The organism is Pseudomonas sp. SWRI154, from assembly GCF_014268645.1.
Classification (GTDB): domain Bacteria; phylum Pseudomonadota; class Gammaproteobacteria; order Pseudomonadales; family Pseudomonadaceae; genus Aquipseudomonas; species Aquipseudomonas marvdashtae.
In genome coordinates this window covers 30688-48476 of the sequence record NZ_JABWQW010000030.1, presented here as the reverse complement: position 1 = coordinate 48476, position 17789 = coordinate 30688, and the positions used below count along the sequence as shown (strand labels likewise).

15 protein-coding genes are annotated in these 17789 nt (G+C 59.8%); 12 read left to right on the top strand and 3 right to left on the bottom strand.

The genetic code is table 11. The features are described from left to right. Positions 1 to 60 precede the first annotated feature (60 nt). Complete coding sequence (locus HU806_RS21990; RefSeq protein WP_186614329.1) at positions 61 to 1056, top strand: alpha/beta hydrolase family protein; 996 nt, start codon at positions 61 to 63, stop codon at positions 1054 to 1056. 24 nt (positions 1057 to 1080) lie between these two features. Here the strand turns inward: HU806_RS21990 and HU806_RS21985 are convergent, their stop codons facing one another. Genes HU806_RS21985 through HU806_RS21975 form a run of 3 tightly spaced genes read right to left on the bottom strand, consistent with a single transcriptional unit; the run spans position 1081 to position 3543 of the window. Further along, on the bottom strand, positions 1081 to 1848 hold the full coding sequence (locus HU806_RS21985; protein WP_186614327.1) for a TerB family tellurite resistance protein: 768 nt from the start codon (positions 1846 to 1848) through the stop codon (positions 1081 to 1083). A gap of 1 nt (position 1849) precedes the next feature. Then, on the bottom strand, positions 1850 to 2521 hold the full coding sequence (gene murU, locus HU806_RS21980; protein WP_186614325.1) for an N-acetylmuramate alpha-1-phosphate uridylyltransferase MurU: 672 nt from the start codon (positions 2519 to 2521) through the stop codon (positions 1850 to 1852). Next, on the bottom strand, positions 2518 to 3543 hold the full coding sequence (locus HU806_RS21975; protein ID WP_186614323.1) for an aminoglycoside phosphotransferase family protein: 1026 nt from the start codon (positions 3541 to 3543) through the stop codon (positions 2518 to 2520). Before HU806_RS21975 ends, murU begins: the two co-directional genes overlap by 4 nt. Before the next feature lie 130 nt (positions 3544 to 3673). On the opposite strand from HU806_RS21975, the gene HU806_RS21970 reads away from it, so the two are divergent. The 11 genes from HU806_RS21970 to HU806_RS21920 all read left to right on the top strand — a co-directional run bounded on the left by HU806_RS21970 (position 3674) and on the right by HU806_RS21920 (position 17760). Continuing rightward, complete coding sequence (locus HU806_RS21970) at positions 3674 to 6472, top strand: LPS-assembly protein LptD (RefSeq protein WP_186614321.1); 2799 nt, start codon at positions 3674 to 3676, stop codon at positions 6470 to 6472. Further along, positions 6453 to 7769 (top strand): peptidylprolyl isomerase SurA, encoded by a 1317-nt coding sequence (surA, locus tag HU806_RS21965; protein ID WP_186614319.1) that lies wholly within the window; start codon positions 6453 to 6455, stop codon positions 7767 to 7769. Before HU806_RS21970 ends, surA begins: the two co-directional genes overlap by 20 nt. Continuing rightward, the gene (gene pdxA, locus HU806_RS21960) at positions 7766 to 8755 is read left to right on the top strand and encodes a 4-hydroxythreonine-4-phosphate dehydrogenase PdxA (protein ID WP_186614317.1); all 990 of its coding nucleotides are present in this window, start codon (positions 7766 to 7768) and stop codon (positions 8753 to 8755) included. The genes surA and pdxA overlap by 4 nt, the downstream gene beginning before the upstream one ends. Next, positions 8752 to 9570, top strand: coding sequence for a 16S rRNA (adenine(1518)-N(6)/adenine(1519)-N(6))-dimethyltransferase RsmA (rsmA, locus tag HU806_RS21955; RefSeq protein WP_186614315.1), 819 nt, complete (start codon positions 8752 to 8754; stop codon positions 9568 to 9570). The genes pdxA and rsmA overlap by 4 nt, the downstream gene beginning before the upstream one ends. A gap of 108 nt (positions 9571 to 9678) precedes the next feature. Next, positions 9679 to 10059: a Co2+/Mg2+ efflux facilitator ApaG/CorD gene (apaG, locus tag HU806_RS21950; RefSeq protein ID WP_186614313.1), complete on the top strand. Its 381-nt coding sequence runs from the start codon at positions 9679 to 9681 to the stop codon at positions 10057 to 10059. Continuing rightward, positions 10059 to 10934 (top strand): symmetrical bis(5'-nucleosyl)-tetraphosphatase, encoded by an 876-nt coding sequence (locus HU806_RS21945; protein WP_186614311.1) that lies wholly within the window; start codon positions 10059 to 10061, stop codon positions 10932 to 10934. The genes apaG and HU806_RS21945 overlap by 1 nt, the downstream gene beginning before the upstream one ends. 33 nt (positions 10935 to 10967) lie before the next feature. Continuing rightward, on the top strand, positions 10968 to 11297 hold the full coding sequence (glpE, locus tag HU806_RS21940) for a thiosulfate sulfurtransferase GlpE (RefSeq protein ID WP_186614309.1): 330 nt from the start codon (positions 10968 to 10970) through the stop codon (positions 11295 to 11297). 299 nt (positions 11298 to 11596) lie between these two features. Then, entirely contained in the window at positions 11597 to 13519 is a 1923-nt protein-coding gene (locus HU806_RS21935; protein WP_186614307.1) for a PrkA family serine protein kinase, read from the top strand. 115 nt (positions 13520 to 13634) lie between these two features. Further along, the gene (locus HU806_RS21930) at positions 13635 to 14906 is read left to right on the top strand and encodes a YeaH/YhbH family protein (protein ID WP_186614303.1); all 1272 of its coding nucleotides are present in this window, start codon (positions 13635 to 13637) and stop codon (positions 14904 to 14906) included. Beyond that, complete coding sequence (locus HU806_RS21925) at positions 14903 to 16468, top strand: SpoVR family protein (protein WP_186614301.1); 1566 nt, start codon at positions 14903 to 14905, stop codon at positions 16466 to 16468. Before HU806_RS21930 ends, HU806_RS21925 begins: the two co-directional genes overlap by 4 nt. Before the next feature lie 65 nt (positions 16469 to 16533). Next, positions 16534 to 17760 (top strand): multifunctional CCA addition/repair protein, encoded by a 1227-nt coding sequence (locus HU806_RS21920; protein WP_186614299.1) that lies wholly within the window; start codon positions 16534 to 16536, stop codon positions 17758 to 17760. Positions 17761 to 17789 lie beyond the last annotated feature (29 nt).

Below are 17789 nucleotides of genomic sequence, written 5' to 3'. Positions count from 1 at the left end.
CTGACAAATACTGACCAACCCATTAGGCTGCCGGAAATACTTCTGGTCATGGAATATCCGATGCCCTCTGTTTATCGCCTGGCATTGCCAGCATTGTGCCTGTCGTTGATCCTGCCGAGTGCATTTTCTGTACAGGCAGGCGAACCAGCGCCCGCCGCGGCGGAACAATCCACCGAGGCGAAACCGGTCGAACGCCAACCCTTGCTCGAGCGTAGCCAGGAAGAAGCGCTGGCGCTTGCACGAAAAGTCCCGCCGCAGGAACAACAGCAGCTACAAACCGGCAGCGATGCTTTTCTCGCCCTGTGGAAACCCGCCAACACCAGCGACCCCAAGGGCGCCGTCATCATCATTCCAGGTGCCGGCGAAACCGCGGACTGGCCTCAGGCAATCGGCCCGTTGCGCAAAAAACTGCCCGACGCCGAGTGGAGCAGTCTGACTATCACGCTGCCAGACCTGCAAAGCGACGTCATCGCCCCCCGCACGGTAGAAGCTTCGCCACAGACCAAGCCGGCCGACGTGGTTGCCGCCGCGCCGGACGCCACCACCGCAGCGCCAATCGAACAAGTTGCAGGAGGCGAAGCCGATGCGGCAGACCCGGCCCTCGCCGAAACCGGTGAAGAACACGCCGACGCCGACGCCGAGCGTATTTTCGCGCGCATCGATGCGGCATTGGCCTTCGCCGAACAACAGAGCTCGCGCCGTATTGTGCTGCTGGGCCACGGTACCGGCGCCTATTGGGCAGCCCGCTACCTTAGCGAAAAGCAGCCGACGCAAATCGAACGCTTCGTGATGGTTGCGGCCCAGACACCCGTCGCCGCCAAACCCGGCCTGGCTGAACTGACGCCAGCCCTGAAGTTGGCGACCGCCGATATCTTCTATATGGACAAGCCGCTGGACCGCAACGCGGCGCTGGAACGTTTGCAGGCGAGCAAGCGGTTGAAGGGGGCAAACTTCAGCCAGGTCGCCCTCAAGGCCTTGCCGAACCCGTCGGCGGAGCAGGAGCAGCTGTTTCGCCGGGTTCGGGGTTGGTTGAATCCGCAAAGTCCAGGGGAATAAGGGCTGATTCTCGCGCCGCAGAGGCTAACGGAAATCCCGCCGTTCGCGAATTAACCGATAGGCGTTGTGCAATTCCCGGGTCCTGTCGGTCGCTTCACGCACCTGCAACGGAGTCGCCCCGCTGCCGGCGATCTTGTCCGGATGATGGCGACTGAGCAGGCGACGGTAAGCCCGCTTGATTTGCGAGGGTTCGCTGGTGGCGCAAACCCCGAGCAACCGCAGCGCCTCCTGATAGGTCACGCCGCTGCTGGGCTGAGACAATCTCTGCGGTTCGTAATCCATGGCCAGCGCCTGGACCTGCTGCGGCGTCCAGCCCAGCCACTTGCCCCACTGGGCAAGCAACTCGCGCTCACTGGCGCCTGCTCGGCCATCGGCCCAGGCCATCCGCCAGCAAGCCCTTAGTACGCCTTCTGCCGCGTGGGGCTGAGTGGCGAGGCGACGCAGATAACCGCGCAGGCGATCATTCTCCGACTTGCCTCGGTTGAACGCCGCAATGGCACGACGTTGCGCCGACTCGCTCAGGTCAAGCGCGCGCATTTCCTGGCGAGCCTGCTGGATGTGCCCATCGACGATCCGTCCGTCGCTCTTCGCCAGACGCCCCAACAATACAAATAACAATTCATCGTTACGCAACGCCGGGCGCCCGCCCAGGCGTTCACGCAGTTGCGCCCAGCTGTGCAGGTCCAAGCGCCGGTCCAGCGCCTGGCCCAGCAACGCACCGAGCATGGCCCCCGGGATGCTGGCTATGGCAAAGCCCGCTCCCGCTCCGATCAGAGTCCCTGGCCACCACATATCAACGGCTCGCTTCTATCAATGTTTCAACCTGCGTCAAACGTTCGTGGGTTCCGACATCTATCCAATGCCCTTCCAGCCGCTCGCCACTGACCTGCCCTTGCGCAATGGCTTTGCGCAGCAACGGCGCCAGCTTGAACGCGCCGTCCACGCAACCGTCGAACAACCGTGGATGCAAGACCGCGATGCCGCTATAGGTCAGTTTGTCGGCAGCCGACGCCCCTTCATGAACCGTTCCATCGGCCAGAACGAAATCACCACCGGGGTGATGCGCAGGATTGTCCACCAACACCAGGTGAGCCAAGCCGGCGAGCGGCCGGCGCAAGGCGCTGAAATCGAAATCGGTCCAAATGTCGCCATTGACCACCAGGAACGCTTCATCGCCCAGCAGCCCAAGCGCACGGAAAATTCCGCCACCGGTTTCCAACGGCTCGCCTTCCGGGGAATACGTGATGCGCAGGCCAAACCGCGAACCATCCCCAAGATGGTCTTCGATCTGTTGGCCGAGCCAGGCGTGATTGATCACGATCTCGCTGAACCCGGCGGCGGCCAGCGCCCGCAGGTGATATTCAATCAAGGGGATGCCGGCGACGCGGATCAGCGGCTTGGGCGTGGTCAGCGTCAAGGGGCGCATGCGCTCGCCCTTGCCCGCCGCCAGGATCATCGCCTTCATGTGCTCGCTCCATTCGATTGCCGCAGACTGCAAAGCAGCTCATCGAGCGGCGCCAGTTCCGGGCGACGAGCAATGACCGCTTCTATATAAGCAAAGAAGCGCGGCACATCGCCCAGATAACGCGGCTTGCCATCACGATGACCGATGCGCGCGAAGATCCCGATAACCTTCAGATGGCGCTGCACACCCATCAAATCGCTGGCTCGCAAGAAATCCTCGAGGTCCGGCTGGACGGGAATGCCGAGGGCACCGGCCTGCTGCCAGTAATCCTCCAGCCAGCCGCGCACGCGCTCTTCGGGCCAACTGAGGAAGGCGTCCTTGAACAGGCAGGTCACGTCGTAGGTCACCGGACCATAGACCGCATCCTGGAAATCCAGCACGCCAGGATTCGGTTCACTGAGCATCAAGTTGCGCGGCATGTAGTCGCGGTGCACCAACACTTTGGGCTGGGCCAGGGCGCTGTCGATCAGCAGATCACTCGCCTGCTGCCAAAGCTGTTGCTGCGCTCCATCGAACTCGATGCCCAGCTCACGCTTGACGTACCACTCAGGGAATAGTTCCAGCTCGCGACGCAACAACGCGACGTCATAGCTGGGCAACGGGGCCACCTTCGGCAGTTGCTGAAAAGCCAGCAAGGCTTGCAGGGCATCGCGGAATAAATCGTCGGCATTTTCGCCGCTGATGACATCCAGATAGGTCTGGTTGCCCAAGTCATTGAGCAAAAGAAAACCGCGCTCGAGGTCCTCGGCATAAATTTTTGGCACATTGATGCCGGATTTTGCCAGCAAAAAAGCGATATCCACGAAGGGTTTGCAGTTTTCCTGGGGCGGTGGCGCGTCCATGACGATCAAACTGCGCCCCTCGCCTTCCCAGCGAAAATATCGCCGGAAACTCGCGTCGCTGCTGGCCGCGGTCAATGTGGCCGGGGGTACGGCACCCCAGCCCTGTTGATTGAAAAGGATCGGCAGTTGCTCATCGAGCCAAACTTTCAGGTGTTGCAGGCGTACATCTTGGTCGGGCATTACAAGGGTCTCCGACGGCGCTAGCCGTCAAGCGGGTCATGCTTTATTATCCAGCATCTTTTTCAGACCATCGAGAGGCGTGCGGCCCACACCGCGGGCAGATGGCACGCAGGAAGCCCGGACTAATAAGATGGCATTGAAATCCCCCGCGTTTCGTAAAAAATTTCCGTTGCTGGTCACCGGCAGTCTGCTGGCCCTGCAACCCCTGGCCTCTTCATTCGTCGTCGCGGCGCAGCAGTATGACTGCTCCGTCTCCGCTTCGGGTGCCTGGGACTGTTCACCCAAGACTCCGGCCGCCGCATTGCCGCCGCGTCCCGTGCATGAAGGCAGCGCGGTCGCCGACAGCGGCAGCGCCCCGGCCGAGAGCGGTTCGAGTGAAGAAGCCGGCGAAAAGCCGATGCTCGTTACCGAAGCCAAGGGCCGAGGCCTGAAGTCGCGCAGTGCAGACTACAGTCACCTGGACTGGGTTCCGCGCGAAAACCTCACGCCTGCGCAACTGGCCGAAACCGGCCCTTACTGCGCCGGCGCGTATATCGAACCGACGCGCCCCGGCATGAACGACAAGACGGCCAAAAGCGACGCCCCGACGTTCCTGGGCGCCAAGGCTTCGCGCTACGAGCAGGAACAGCAGGTGGCAACCCTCGCCGGTGACGTCGTCATGCGCCAGGGCAGCATGCAGGTCGAGGCAGACGAGGCCAGCCTGTACCAGGCCGAGAACCGCGGCGAGCTGAACGGCAACGTGCGCGTGCGTGACAACGGTGCCCTGATTGTCGGCGACCACGCCGATGTGCAGTTGGACACTGGCGAAGCCAAGGTCGACAACGCCGAGTACGTGATGCACAAGTCGCGTATCCGAGGTAACGCCCTTTATGCGCGCCGCGCCGAAAACGCGATCATCCGCCTCAAGGACGGTACGTACACCACGTGCGAACCGGGCAGCAACGCGTGGGCGCTCAAGGGCAACAACATCACCTTGAACCCGGCCACCGGTTTCGGTACCGCGACCAACGTGACGCTGCGAGTCAAGGACATTCCGGTCCTGTATACGCCTTACATCTACTTCCCGATCGACGACCGCCGTCAGTCCGGCTTCCTGCCGCCGACCATCGGCAGCGGCAGCGATACCGGCTTCCTGCTGGTCACTCCGTACTACTTCAACCTGGCACCGAACTACGACGCCACGTTATACCCGCGCTACATGAGCAAGCGCGGCCTGTTGATGGAAGGCGAGTTCCGCTACCTGACTCCTTCCAGCGAAGGTCAGTTTGGCGCCGCGTACCTCAACGACGAAGAAGACGAACGCGCCAAGCAGTCCGACTACAGCAAGACCCGCTATATGTACAACTGGCAGCACAAGGGCGGCTTGGATTCGCGCGTGCTGACGGAAGTCGACTACACCAAGATCAGCGATCCGTATTACTTCCAGGATCTGCAGACCGATCAGATTGGCGTCGAGTCCAGGGACTATGTGAATCAGCAGGGTGTGGTGAGCTATCGCGGCGACAACTACACCGCGCGGCTGAATGCCCAGGCTTACCAGATGGCGACGATCTCGAAGATCACGCCGTATAACCGCCTGCCTCAGATCACCTTCAACGGCTCGCTGCCCGACCACCCGTATGGCCTGGACTTCGCTTACAAGACTGAACTGGTGCGGTTTGACCGTGATCTGCGGACCGGTGACTACACCGACGAAGACGGTAATACCGATCCGTTCCTTGACAACAACATCAGCGGTTTGGCCAGGGCTAATGGCAATCGCCTGAACCTGGCACCTGTGGTCAGCCTGCCGATGACGGCAAGCTATGGCTATATCAAACCGTCGCTCAAGTACCAGTACACCCAATATGACCTGGACTTGGATAGCAGAGGCCAAGCACAGGTTGCCTCGCAGAGCGCCGAGGCCGACCGCCTGCGCGGCACCTACAGCAGCAGCCAGAGCCGTGGTGTTCCGATCGCCAGCATCGACAGCGGCCTGTATTTCGACCGCGATACCCAATGGTTCGGCAGCAACTACCGCCAGACCCTGGAACCTCGCCTGTTCTACCTCTACGTACCAGAGAAGGACCAGAGCGATATTCCGGTGTTCGATACCAGCGAATCGACCTTCAGCTATTCCTCGCTGTTCCGGGACAACCGCTTCACCGGCTCCGACCGTGTCGGCGACGAGAACAAGCTGTCCCTGGGCGTGACCAGCCGCTGGATCGAAGAAAACGGCTTCGAGCGCCAGCGCATCAGCGTCGGCCAGGCCCTTTATTTCAAGGACCGCGAAGTCCAACTGCCGGGTATCGACTTCAAGACACGTGAAGACGCCAAGTCGGACGTTTCCCCGTACGCATTGGAATACGAATTCCGCTGGAACCGCGATTGGCGCACCACGGCTTCCTACAACTGGGATCCGGACACCCACAGCCCTCGCTCGGGCAGCGCGATGTTCCACTACCAGCCTGAGGACAACCCGAACAAGGTCATCAACGCCGGTTACCGCTATCGCAACGACCAGGTCCGCTACGACGAGGCCACGGGTCAATGGCAAGTGGGCGGCGGCGACTACGGTACGCCGGGTACGCCTGGCTACGTGAAGGACTACTACAAGATCAAGCAGCACGATTTCTCGGTCATCTGGCCGATCGTGCCGCAGTGGAACGCAATCAGCCGCTGGCAGTATGACTACAACCGCAACCGTACCCTGGAAGCCTTCGGTGGTTTCGAATACGACAACTGCTGCTGGAAACTGCGCCTGATCAACCGTTACTGGGTCGACTATGAAGAGTTCAGTCAAGCCGCCCCGGAAAACGAAAAAGGCGACCACGGCATCTTCCTACAAATTGTTCTGAAGGGACTCGGCGGCCTGACCGGCGCCAAGGTAGAGAGCTTCCTCGACAAAGGCATCCAAGGTTATCGTGAACGTGAAGATCAAGCTTTCTGATTGTCTGCGCCCGCTGATGCTGGGCGCGCTGTTCCTGGGTACCGCGGCAAACGCCGCGGTACAGTCCATCGACAAGGTAGTGGCCATCGTCGACAACGACGTGGTCATGCAGAGCCAGCTGGACCAGCGGGTCCATGAAGTGCAGCAAACCATCGCCAAACGTGGCGGCGGCTTGCCACCACCTGGCGTGCTGGACCAGCAGGTGCTCGAGCGCCTGATCGTCGAAAACCTGCAACTGCAGATTGGCGAACGCTCCGGCATCCGCATCACCGATGAAGAACTGAACCAGGCCGTTGGCACCATTGCCCAGCGCAACAATATGACCATCGACCAGTTCCGCGCCGCCCTGGCCCGCGACGGCCTGTCTTTTGACGATGCTCGCGACCAGATCCGTCGCGAGATGATCATCAGCCGGGTACGCCAGCGCCGCGTGGCAGAACGCATCCAGGTGTCCGAGCAGGAAGTGAAGAACTTCCTGGCTTCCGACCTCGGCAAGATGCAGCTGTCTGAAGAACTTCACCTGGCGAATATCCTGATTCCTACGCCGGAAAGCGCCAACTCCGAAGCAATTCAGAGTGCTTACCGTCAGGCAATGGACGTTTACCAGCAGCTCAAGCAAGGCGCTGACTTTGGCCAGATGGCGGTAGCCCGCTCGGCCAGTGAAAACGCCTTGGAAGGCGGCGACATGGGCTGGCGCAAGGCCGCCCAGTTGCCACCTCCGTTTGACCGTGAGCTAAGCACCATGGCCGTGGGCGACATTACCCAGCCGGCCCGCACCCCTGGCGGTTTCATCATTCTGAAACTGTTGGAAAAACGCGGTGGCGGTACCCAGGTGCGTGACGAAGTGCATGTTCGTCATATCCTGATCAAACCCAGCGAAATCCGCAGCGAAGCCGAGACCCAGCGTCTGGCCGAAAAGCTGTACGAGCGCATCACCTCGGGCGAAGACTTCGCGGAACTGGCGAAGAGCTTCTCGGAAGATCCTGGATCAGCCCTGAACGGCGGCGACCTGAACTGGGTCGACCCGAACGCGCTGGTTCCCGAGTTCCGCCAGGTCATGGCCGAGACACCGCAAGGCCAGTTGTCCAAGCCGTTCAAGAGCCCTTATGGCTGGCACGTACTGGAAGTCCTTGGCCGCCGCGCCACCGACAGCACCACCCAGGCACGTGAGCAGCAGGCGATGACGGTATTGCGTAACCGCAAGTACGACGAAGAACTGCAAACCTGGCTGCGTCAGATTCGCGACGAAGCCTACGTCGAGATCAAACTCCCTGGTGCAGACCAGGCAGCGCAGTGAAACCCAAGCGTTTCGCGCTGACCCCCGGCGAGCCCGCCGGCATCGGTCCCGACCTGTGCCTGCTGCTCGCCTCGCAAGCCCAGCCGCACCCCCTGATCGCCATCACCAGCCGCGACCTGCTCCTTGAGCGGGCCGCGCAGCTGGGCCTGGCCATAAACCTTTTATCGGTGGCGCCAGACGCCTGGCCAGATGCCCCGGCACCTGCCGGCAGCTTGTATGTCTGGGATACGCCCTTGGGCGCCCCGGTCACCGCCGGACAACTGGATATCGCCAACGCGGCATTCGTCCTCGAAACCCTGACCCGCGCCGGCCAAGGCTGCCTGGACGGAGCATTTGCCGGCATGATTACCGCACCGGTGCACAAAGGCGTAATCAATGAGTCGGGCATCCACTTCTCCGGGCACACGGAGTTCCTGGCCGACCTGACCCAAACCACGCAAGTCGTGATGATGCTTGCCACCCGAGGCCTTCGCGTGGCCCTGGTCACCACTCACCTGCCCCTTCGGGACATCGCCGACGCAATCACGCCGCAACGCCTGGAAAGGGTCACGCGGATATTGCACGCCGACCTCAAGGAAAAATTCGGCATCGCCCGGCCTCGCATCCTGGTGTGCGGACTGAACCCCCATGCCGGCGAAGGCGGACACCTGGGCCGTGAAGAAATCGACATCATCGAACCTACATTGGAGCGCTTGCGCAGCGAGGGCATGGACCTGCGTGGCCCGCTGCCTGCCGACACTCTGTTTACTCCCAAATACCTGGAGCACTGCGACGCGGTGCTGGCGATGTACCACGACCAGGGCCTGCCCGTGCTGAAGTACAAAGGCTTCGGCGCGGCGGTCAACGTGACCCTGGGCCTGCCGATCATCCGCACCTCAGTGGATCACGGCACGGCCCTGAACCTGGCCGGCAGCGGCAAGATCGACACCGGCAGCCTGCAAGTCGCGCTGGAAACCGCCTACCAGATGGCCGAGACCCATTTATGACCGAGCAATACCAACACCGCGCACGCAAGCGCTTCGGCCAGAACTTCCTGCATGACGCAGGCGTGATCGATCGCATCCTGCGCTCCATCAATGCCAAGCCCGACGACCGATTGCTTGAGATCGGGCCGGGCCAGGGCGCGCTGACCGAAGGTCTGCTCGACAGCGGCGCGCAACTGGACGTGGTGGAACTGGACAAGGACCTGGTCCCGATCCTTAACCAGCAGTTCGCCGGCAAGAGCAATTTCAACCTGCATCAGGGCGACGCGCTGAAGTTTGACTTCAACAGCCTGAATGCAGCGCCGGGCAGCCTTCGAGTCGTCGGCAACCTGCCATACAACATTTCCACGCCGCTGATTTTCCATCTGCTGAACAATGCCGGCCTGATTCGCGACATGCACTTCATGCTGCAAAAAGAAGTGGTCGAGCGACTCGCCGCGGGTCCTGGCGGAGGCGACTGGGGTCGTTTGTCGATCATGGTCCAGTACCATTGCCGGGTCGATCACCTGTTCAACGTGGGGCCTGGCGCGTTCAACCCGCCGCCGAAAGTCGACTCCGCCATCGTTCGCCTGGTGCCCCATGCGGTCCTGCCGCACCCAGCCAAGGACCATCGCCTGCTGGAGCGCGTTGTACGCGAAGCCTTCAACCAGCGTCGCAAGACCTTGCGCAACACCTTGAAGCTGCTGCTCAGCAGCACCGAGATCGAAGCCTCCGGCGTCGACGGCAGCTTGCGCCCCGAGCAACTGGACCTGGCGGCGTTCGTACGCTTGGCCGACACGCTCAGTGAACAGGTGGCGCCCAAGGCCGATGCCAGCTGACGAGCCAAGACGCTATCGGGCAGTACGCCGGTCTGGTCTACTACCCGATACTTGGCCTAGACTGATCTCTTCAGTTACGCCCGCGTCCCGCTTCTAAGGCCTTTTTGCATGTCCGATCCTCGTTATAAGGTCGACGTCAGCGTCGCCACCCGCTTTCTGGCAGAACAGTCGCAACCCGAGCACAACCGTTTCGCCTTCGCCTACACCATCACCGTGCGCAACGACGGCTCGTTACCGGCCAGATTGCTCTCGCGGCATTGGGTCATTACCAACGGCGACGGCCATGTCGAGGAGGTCCGTGGCGACGGCGTGGTTGGCCAGCAGCCGCTGATCGACGCGGGCCAGAGCCACAGCTACAGCAGCGGCACCGTGATGACCACCCAGGTCGGTACGATGCAGGGCACCTACCAGATGTTGGCCGAAGACGGTAAACGCTTCGACGCCATCATCAAGCCCTTTCGCCTGGCGGTGCCAGGAGCGTTGCACTGATGGCGACGTATGCGGTCGGTGACCTGCAAGGCTGCCTCGACCCGCTCAAGTGCTTGCTCGAACGGGTCGCGTTCGATCCGCAAAAAGACACGCTCTGGCTGGTGGGCGACTTGGTCAATCGGGGCCCGCAGTCGCTCGAAACCCTTCGTTTCCTCTATGGCATCCGTCAGTCGCTGGTGTGCGTGCTGGGCAATCATGACCTGCACCTGCTGGCCGTCTGGCGGAATATCGAGCGCTTGAAAAAGTCCGACACATTGAGCGAAATCCTCGATGCCCCGGACTGCATCGAGCTGCTCGAATGGTTGCGCCAGCAAAAGCTCATGCACTACGACGAGGCACGCAATCTGGCGCTGGTCCATGCCGGCATCCCGCCCCAGTGGTCACTGCGCAAGGCACTGAAATGCGCCAGCGAGGTTGAGCAGGCGTTGCGTGACGACAACCTGTTCGGCCCATACCTGGACGGCATGTACGGCAATGAGCCAGTCAAGTGGGACAATGATCTCACCGGCGCGGCGCGCCTTCGTGTCATCACCAATTATTTCACCCGCATGCGCTTCTGCACCCGCGACGGAAAGCTTGACCTCAAGGGCAAGGAAGGCATCGAAACCGCCCCGCCCGGCTACGCGCCGTGGTTCAAGCACAAGGAACGCAAGACCCGGAACCTGAAGATTATCTTTGGACATTGGGCTGCGCTTGAGGGTCAAAGCGACGAGCCAGGCGTCTTCGCCCTCGATACCGGCTGCGTCTGGGGCAGTGCAATGACGCTGATGAATGTCGACAGCGGCGAGTTGCTGCGCTGCGATTGCGTCGAAGACGGCCATGCCAAACCTCAACAACCGACCACTGCATCATTGCCGGCCGGCACCGCCGTTTGATCGGCGTTGCGCTTTAGGCCACAGGAGTCCTGTATGACCGATTTCAAACGTATCCCTCCCGAACAAGCACAGGCCCTGCGCGAGAAGGGTGCTGTCGTCGTCGATGTGCGCGACCCAGCAACTTTTGCCGCCTTGCATATCAGTGGCTCCAAGCATCTGGATAATCATTCCATTGCCGATTTCATTCGCGACGCCGACCTTGATGCGCCTACCGTTGTGGTTTGCTACCACGGCAACTCCAGCCAGAGCGCAGCGGGTTATCTGGTCAGCCAGGGCTTCAGCGATGTCTACAGCCTGGACGGCGGTTTTGAGCTGTGGCGCGCGACTTATCCTGACGAAACAGCGCAAGGCACTCACGAATAATTTTTTATGACACCCAAGCCCACGAGAACCGCGGGCTTGGGCGATGGCAGACGAACGGTCTGCCACAACTAATTACGTATTCAACCTTTACCTCTCCGATTCCGAACTATCCTTAGCCTCAGGCCATCCAAAACAGGGGAGAGCCGGTACACCGGCGCGCGGGTCATCGGGAGTCAGCTTTCAGGAACGTACATTCTTGAAAGCATTCTGGGGGGTAAACGGCAGCTGGGTTCCCAGCGGCTGTCCAGCATCGACTGATTGATCCGACACCGGCTCCACGTATCGAGCGAGGTGACGTCATGAGTATTTTTAGCCACTTCCAGCAACGTTTCGAGTCCACGCGGCAGGAGGAGTACTCGCTGCAGGAATACCTCGAACTCTGCAAGCAGGACCGCAGTGCCTACGCATCGGCCGCGGAGCGTCTGTTGCTGGCCATCGGAGAACCGGAGCTGCTGGATACCTCGACCAACTCGAGGCTCTCGCGGATTTTTTCCAACAAAGTGATCCGCCGCTACCCGGCTTTTGCGGACTTCCATGGGATGGAAGAATGCATCGAACAGATCGTGTCCTATTTCCGCCATGCCGCCCAAGGTCTGGAAGAGAAGAAACAAATCCTTTACCTGCTCGGCCCGGTGGGCGGCGGCAAATCGTCCCTGGCCGAAAAACTCAAGCAACTGATCGAAAAGGTGCCCTTCTACGCGATCAAGGGCTCGCCAGTCTTCGAATCCCCACTGGGGCTGTTCAACGCCACCGAGGACGGCGCGATTCTCGAAGAGGACTTCGGCATTCCTCGCCGTTACCTCAATACCATCATGTCGCCATGGGCCACCAAGCGCTTGGCCGAATTCGGCGGTGACATCAGCCAGTTCCGCGTGGTCAAGCTCTATCCGTCGATCCTCAACCAGATCGCGGTAGCCAAGACCGAACCCGGGGATGAAAACAACCAGGACATTTCGGCCCTGGTGGGTAAAGTCGATATTCGCAAGCTCGAGGAATTCCCGCAGAACGACGCCGACGCCTATAGCTATTCCGGCGCGCTGTGCAGGGCCAACCAGGGCCTGATGGAATTCGTCGAAATGTTCAAGGCGCCTATCAAGGTGCTGCACCCACTGCTCACCGCTACCCAGGAAGGCAACTACAACAGTACAGAAGGCCTGGGGGCTATCCCGTTCACCGGCATCCTGTTGGCTCACTCCAACGAGTCGGAATGGCATACGTTCCGCAACAACAAGAACAACGAGGCCTTCATCGATCGGATCTACATCGTCAAGGTGCCGTACTGCCTGCGAGTGTCCGATGAGGTGAAGATCTACGACAAGCTGCTGTTCAACAGCTCGCTGTCCAAGGCCCATTGCGCGCCCGACACGCTGAAAATGCTTGCCCAGTTCACCGTATTGTCGCGCCTCAAGGAGCCGGAAAACTCCAACATCTATTCCAAAATGCGCGTGTACGACGGCGAGAACCTCAAGGACACCGATCCAAAGGCCAAGTCGATCCAGGAGTACCGCGACAACGCCGGGGTGGACGAAGGGATGAATGGGCTGTCGACGCGTTTTGCGTTCAAGATCCTGTCCAAGGTCTTCAACTTCGATCCCCATGAAATCGCCGCCAACCCGGTCCACTTGTTGTACGTGCTCGAACAGCAGATCGAGCAGGAACAGTTCCAGGCGGAAACCCGCGAGCGCTACCTGCGTTTCCTCAAGGAGTACCTGGCGCCCCGCTACATCGAGTTCATCGGCAAGGAAATCCAGACTGCCTACCTGGAGTCCTACAGCGAATACGGTCAGAACATTTTCGACCGTTATGTGCTGTACGCAGACTTCTGGATCCAGGACCAGGAATACCGCGATCCGGAAACCGGCGAGATCCTCAACCGCGTGGCTCTTAACGAGGAACTGGAAAAGATCGAGAAACCGGCTGGCATCAGCAATCCGAAGGATTTCCGCAACGAGATCGTCAACTTCGTGCTGCGTGCCCGGGCCAACAACAACGGCAAGAACCCGACGTGGCTCAGCTACGAGAAACTGCGGGTGGTCATCGAGAAGAAAATGTTCTCCAACACCGAAGACCTGCTGCCTGTTATCAGTTTCAACGCCAAGGCCAGCAAGGAGGACCAGCAAAAGCACAACGACTTCGTCACGCGCATGGTCGAACGTGGCTACACCGACAAACAGGTACGGCTGCTCTCCGAGTGGTACCTGCGGGTCCGGAAGTCGCAGTAACGCAGTTGCAAGCTACAAGCTACAAGCTGCAAGAGAAAGCGCGTACGCCCGGGTATCGGGTGGCTTCTACTTGCAGCTTGTAGCTCACAACTTGAAGCTGCCCGGAGGGCCACCCATGAGCTATGTGATCGACCGACGCCTGAATGGCAAGAACAAGAGCACGGTAAACCGCCAGCGGTTCCTGCGGCGCTACCGTGACCACATCAAGAAAGCCGTCGAAGAGGCGGTCAGCCGGCGCTCCATCACGGACATGGAACACGGCGAACAAATCAGCATCCCCGGCCGCGACATCGACGAGCCGGTGCTTCACCATGGTCGCGGTGGCAAGCAGACTGTCGTGCATCCGGGAAACAAGGAATTCACCAGTGGCGAGCACATCCCTCGGCCACCCGGTGGAGGCGGTGGCAAGGGGCCTGGCAAGGCTGGCAACTCTGGCGAAGGCATGGACGAGTTCGTGTTCCAGATCACCCAGGAGGAATTCCTTGAGTTCATGTTCGAGGATCTGGAGCTGCCGAACCTGGTCAAGCGCAACCTGACCGGCACCGACACCTTCAAGACGGTGCGTGCCGGTATCAGCAACGAAGGCAATCCATCGCGTATCAATATAATCCGCACCCTTCGCTCAGCTCATGCCCGACGCATCGCACTGTCGGGCAGCAGCCGGGCAAAACTGCGCGAGGCCAAGGAAGAATTGGCTCGCCTTAAAAGAGAAGAACCCGACAACTTCGGCGACATTCAGAACCTGGAAGCGGAAATCGAGAAACTCAGCGCCCGCATCCATCGCGTACCGTTCCTCGATACCTTCGACCTCAAATACAACCTGCTGGTAAAACAACCGAATCCCAGCTCCAAGGCGGTAATGTTCTGCCTGATGGATGTGTCCGGTTCCATGACCCAGGCCACCAAGGACATCGCCAAGCGGTTCTTCATCTTGTTGTACCTGTTCCTGAAAAGAAATTACGACAAGATCGACGTGGTGTTCATCCGCCATCACACCAGTGCCCGGGAAGTCGACGAAGAAGAATTCTTCTATTCCAGGGAAACCGGCGGCACTATCGTTTCCAGCGCTTTGAAGCTGATGCAGGAAATCATGGCTGAACGCTACCCGGCCAACGAGTGGAACATCTACGCGGCACAGGCGTCCGACGGTGACAACTGGAACGATGACTCGCCTATCTGCCGGGACATTCTCATCAACCAGATCATGCCGTTCGTCCAGTACTACACCTACGTGGAGATTACCCCACGCGAACATCAGGCCCTGTGGTACGAATACGAACGCATCGCCGAAGCTTTTTCCGATACGTTTGCCCAACAGCAACTGGTCTCGGCCGGGGATATCTACCCGGTCTTCCGTGAACTCTTCCAGCGCAGGTTAGTGACATGACCGCCAAAAAAGAGCAGAAGCGCCAGCCTATCTCCACCGGCTCCGAGTGGACATTCGAGCTGATCCAGGCCTACGACCGCGAAATCAGCCGTATCGCGGACCGCTATGCGTTGGACACCTACCCAAACCAGATCGAAGTGATCACCGCCGAGCAAATGATGGATGCCTACGCATCCGTCGGGATGCCACTGGGTTACCACCACTGGTCCTACGGCAAGCATTTTCTCAGCACAGAGAAATCCTACAGTCGCGGCCAGATGGGGCTGGCCTATGAAATCGTGATCAATTCCGACCCATGCATCGCGTACCTGATGGAGGAAAATACCATCTGCATGCAGGCGCTGGTGGTGGCTCACGCGTGCTATGGCCACAACAGCTTCTTCAAGGGCAACTACCTGTTCCGCACCTGGACCGATGCCAGTTCGATCATCGATTACCTGGTGTTCGCCAAGCAGTACATCATGCAATGCGAAGAGCGCCACGGGATCGATGCGGTGGAAGACCTGCTGGATTCCTGTCATGCCCTGATGAATTACGGGGTGGACCGCTACAAGCGGCCATATCCGATTTCCGCCGAGGAAGAACGTCGCCGCCAGAAGGACCGTGAGGAGCATCTGCAAAAACAGATCAATGACCTATGGCGGACCATTCCCAAAGGCGCCGACAAGTACAGCGAGAAAGACAACGCGCGCTTCCCGGCCGAGCCCCAGGAAAACATCCTGTACTTCATTGAAAAACACGCGCCGCTGCTGGAACCCTGGCAGAGGGAAATCGTGCGCATCGTGCGCAAGATCGCCCAGTATTTCTATCCGCAACGCCAAACCCAGGTCATGAACGAGGGATGGGCGACGTTCTGGCACTACACATTGATGAACGACCTCTACGACGAGGGCCTGGTCACCGATGGCTTCATGATGGAGTTCCTCACGTCCCATACCAGCGTGGTGTTCCAGCCTGGCTTCGACAGTCCGTATTACAGCGGCATCAATCCTTACGCGCTGGGCTTTGCCATGTACCGCGATATCCGGCGCATGTGCGAAAACCCAACCGACGAGGATCGTCACTGGTTCCCGGAAATCGCCGGCTCGGATTGGTTGTCTACCATCAAGTTCGCCATGAGCAGCTTCAAGGACGAGAGTTTCATCCTGCAGTATCTTTCACCCAAGGTAATCCGTGACCTCAAGCTGTTCAGCATCCTGGACGATGACCAGAAGGACGACCTGCTGGTGCCCGCCATCCATGATGAGGGCGGGTATCGCACCATCCGAGAAACCTTGGCGGCGCAATACAATCTGGGCAACCGCGAGCCCAACGTGCAGATCTATAGCATCGACCGTCGCGGGGATCGGTCCCTCACGTTGCGTCATCAGCAGCACAACCGTAAACCCTTGGGTGAATCGACTGACGAGGTACTCAAGCACCTGCATCGCCTTTGGGGATTCGACATTCATCTGGAAACCCTACAGGGCGATCAAGTGATGAAAATCCACCATGTCCCTCCACGAAACGAACAAGCAGAAGGAGATTATGGGCGCCTGGACTTGGCCGTTATTCATCTTTGAACTCCGCTTTCGCCTCCGAACGGCCGACGTAAAGGTTTATCCTGTCGGCTCAACGGAGGTTTTTTATGCAGATCTACAAAGTCGGCGGCGCTGTTCGCGATCGCCTGCTGGGCATTCCCGTCACCGATATCGACCGGGTCGTGGTGGGCGCTACCGCCGAGGAAATGCTTGCCAGGGGGTTTCGCCCTGTAGGGGCTGATTTCCCGGTATTCCTCGACCCGAAGACTGGCGAGGAATATGCCCTCGCCCGCACGGAGCGCAAAAGTGGCAGGGGCTACGGTGGCTTCGTGTTCCATGCCAGCCCTGAAGTGACGCTTGAAGAAGACCTGATCCGCAGGGACCTGACGATCAACGCGATGGCCGAAGACGATCAGGGCAACCTCACCGATCCCTACCACGGCCAACGCGACCTCGAAGCACGCCTGCTGCGCCACGTTTCCCCCGCGTTCGCAGAGGATCCCCTCCGAGTGCTGCGCGTTGCCCGCTTCGCTGCGCGTTATGCCTCGCTGGGTTTCAAGGTGGCGAACGAGACACTTGAACTGATGCGTCAGCTCAGTGATTCCGGCGAACTAGAGGCGTTGACGGCAGAACGCAGCTGGAAAGAAATTTCCCGTGCGCTGATGGAAAATCAACCACAAGTTTTCATTAAGGTCTTGCGCGACTGCAACGCTCTCAGCATCTTGATGCCCGAGGTCGACGCACTGTTCGGCGTGCCACAACCTGAAGCTCACCATCCGGAAATCGATACCGGCGCTCACACGCTGAGCGTGCTGGAACAATCAGCCTTGCATCAACAGCCGCTGACTGTGCGCTGGGCTTGCCTGCTGCACGACCTGGGTAAAGGCCTGACTCCGGAGCATGAATGGCCACGCCACATTGCTCATGAGCACAAGGGCCTGAAGTTGATCAAAGCCGTCAACGAGCGCTTCAAGGCACCTCGCGACTGTCAGGAACTGGCATTGCTGGTGGGCCAATATCACACCCATGGCCATCGCGCGCTCGAGCTGAAGGCGTCTACGCTGCTTGAGCTGCTGCAAAATTTTGATGTGTACCGCCGGCCTCAGCGCTTCGAGGAATTCATTGCGGCTTGCGAGATGGATGCTCGTGGGCGCAAAGGCTTGGAGGATCGAAGTTACCCACAGGCGGATTATTTGCGAGGTGCAGCGTCGGCGGCTCGAGGCGTGGCAGTGCAGCCACTGCTGGAGAAAGGCTTCAAGGGGCCGCAGTTGGGCGAGGCGATCAAGCGGGAGCGCCTGAGGGCGCTGAAGATCTACAAGGAAGCAGGGAGCTGACGGGTTTTTCGGGTCAGCTCGCTCGGGAT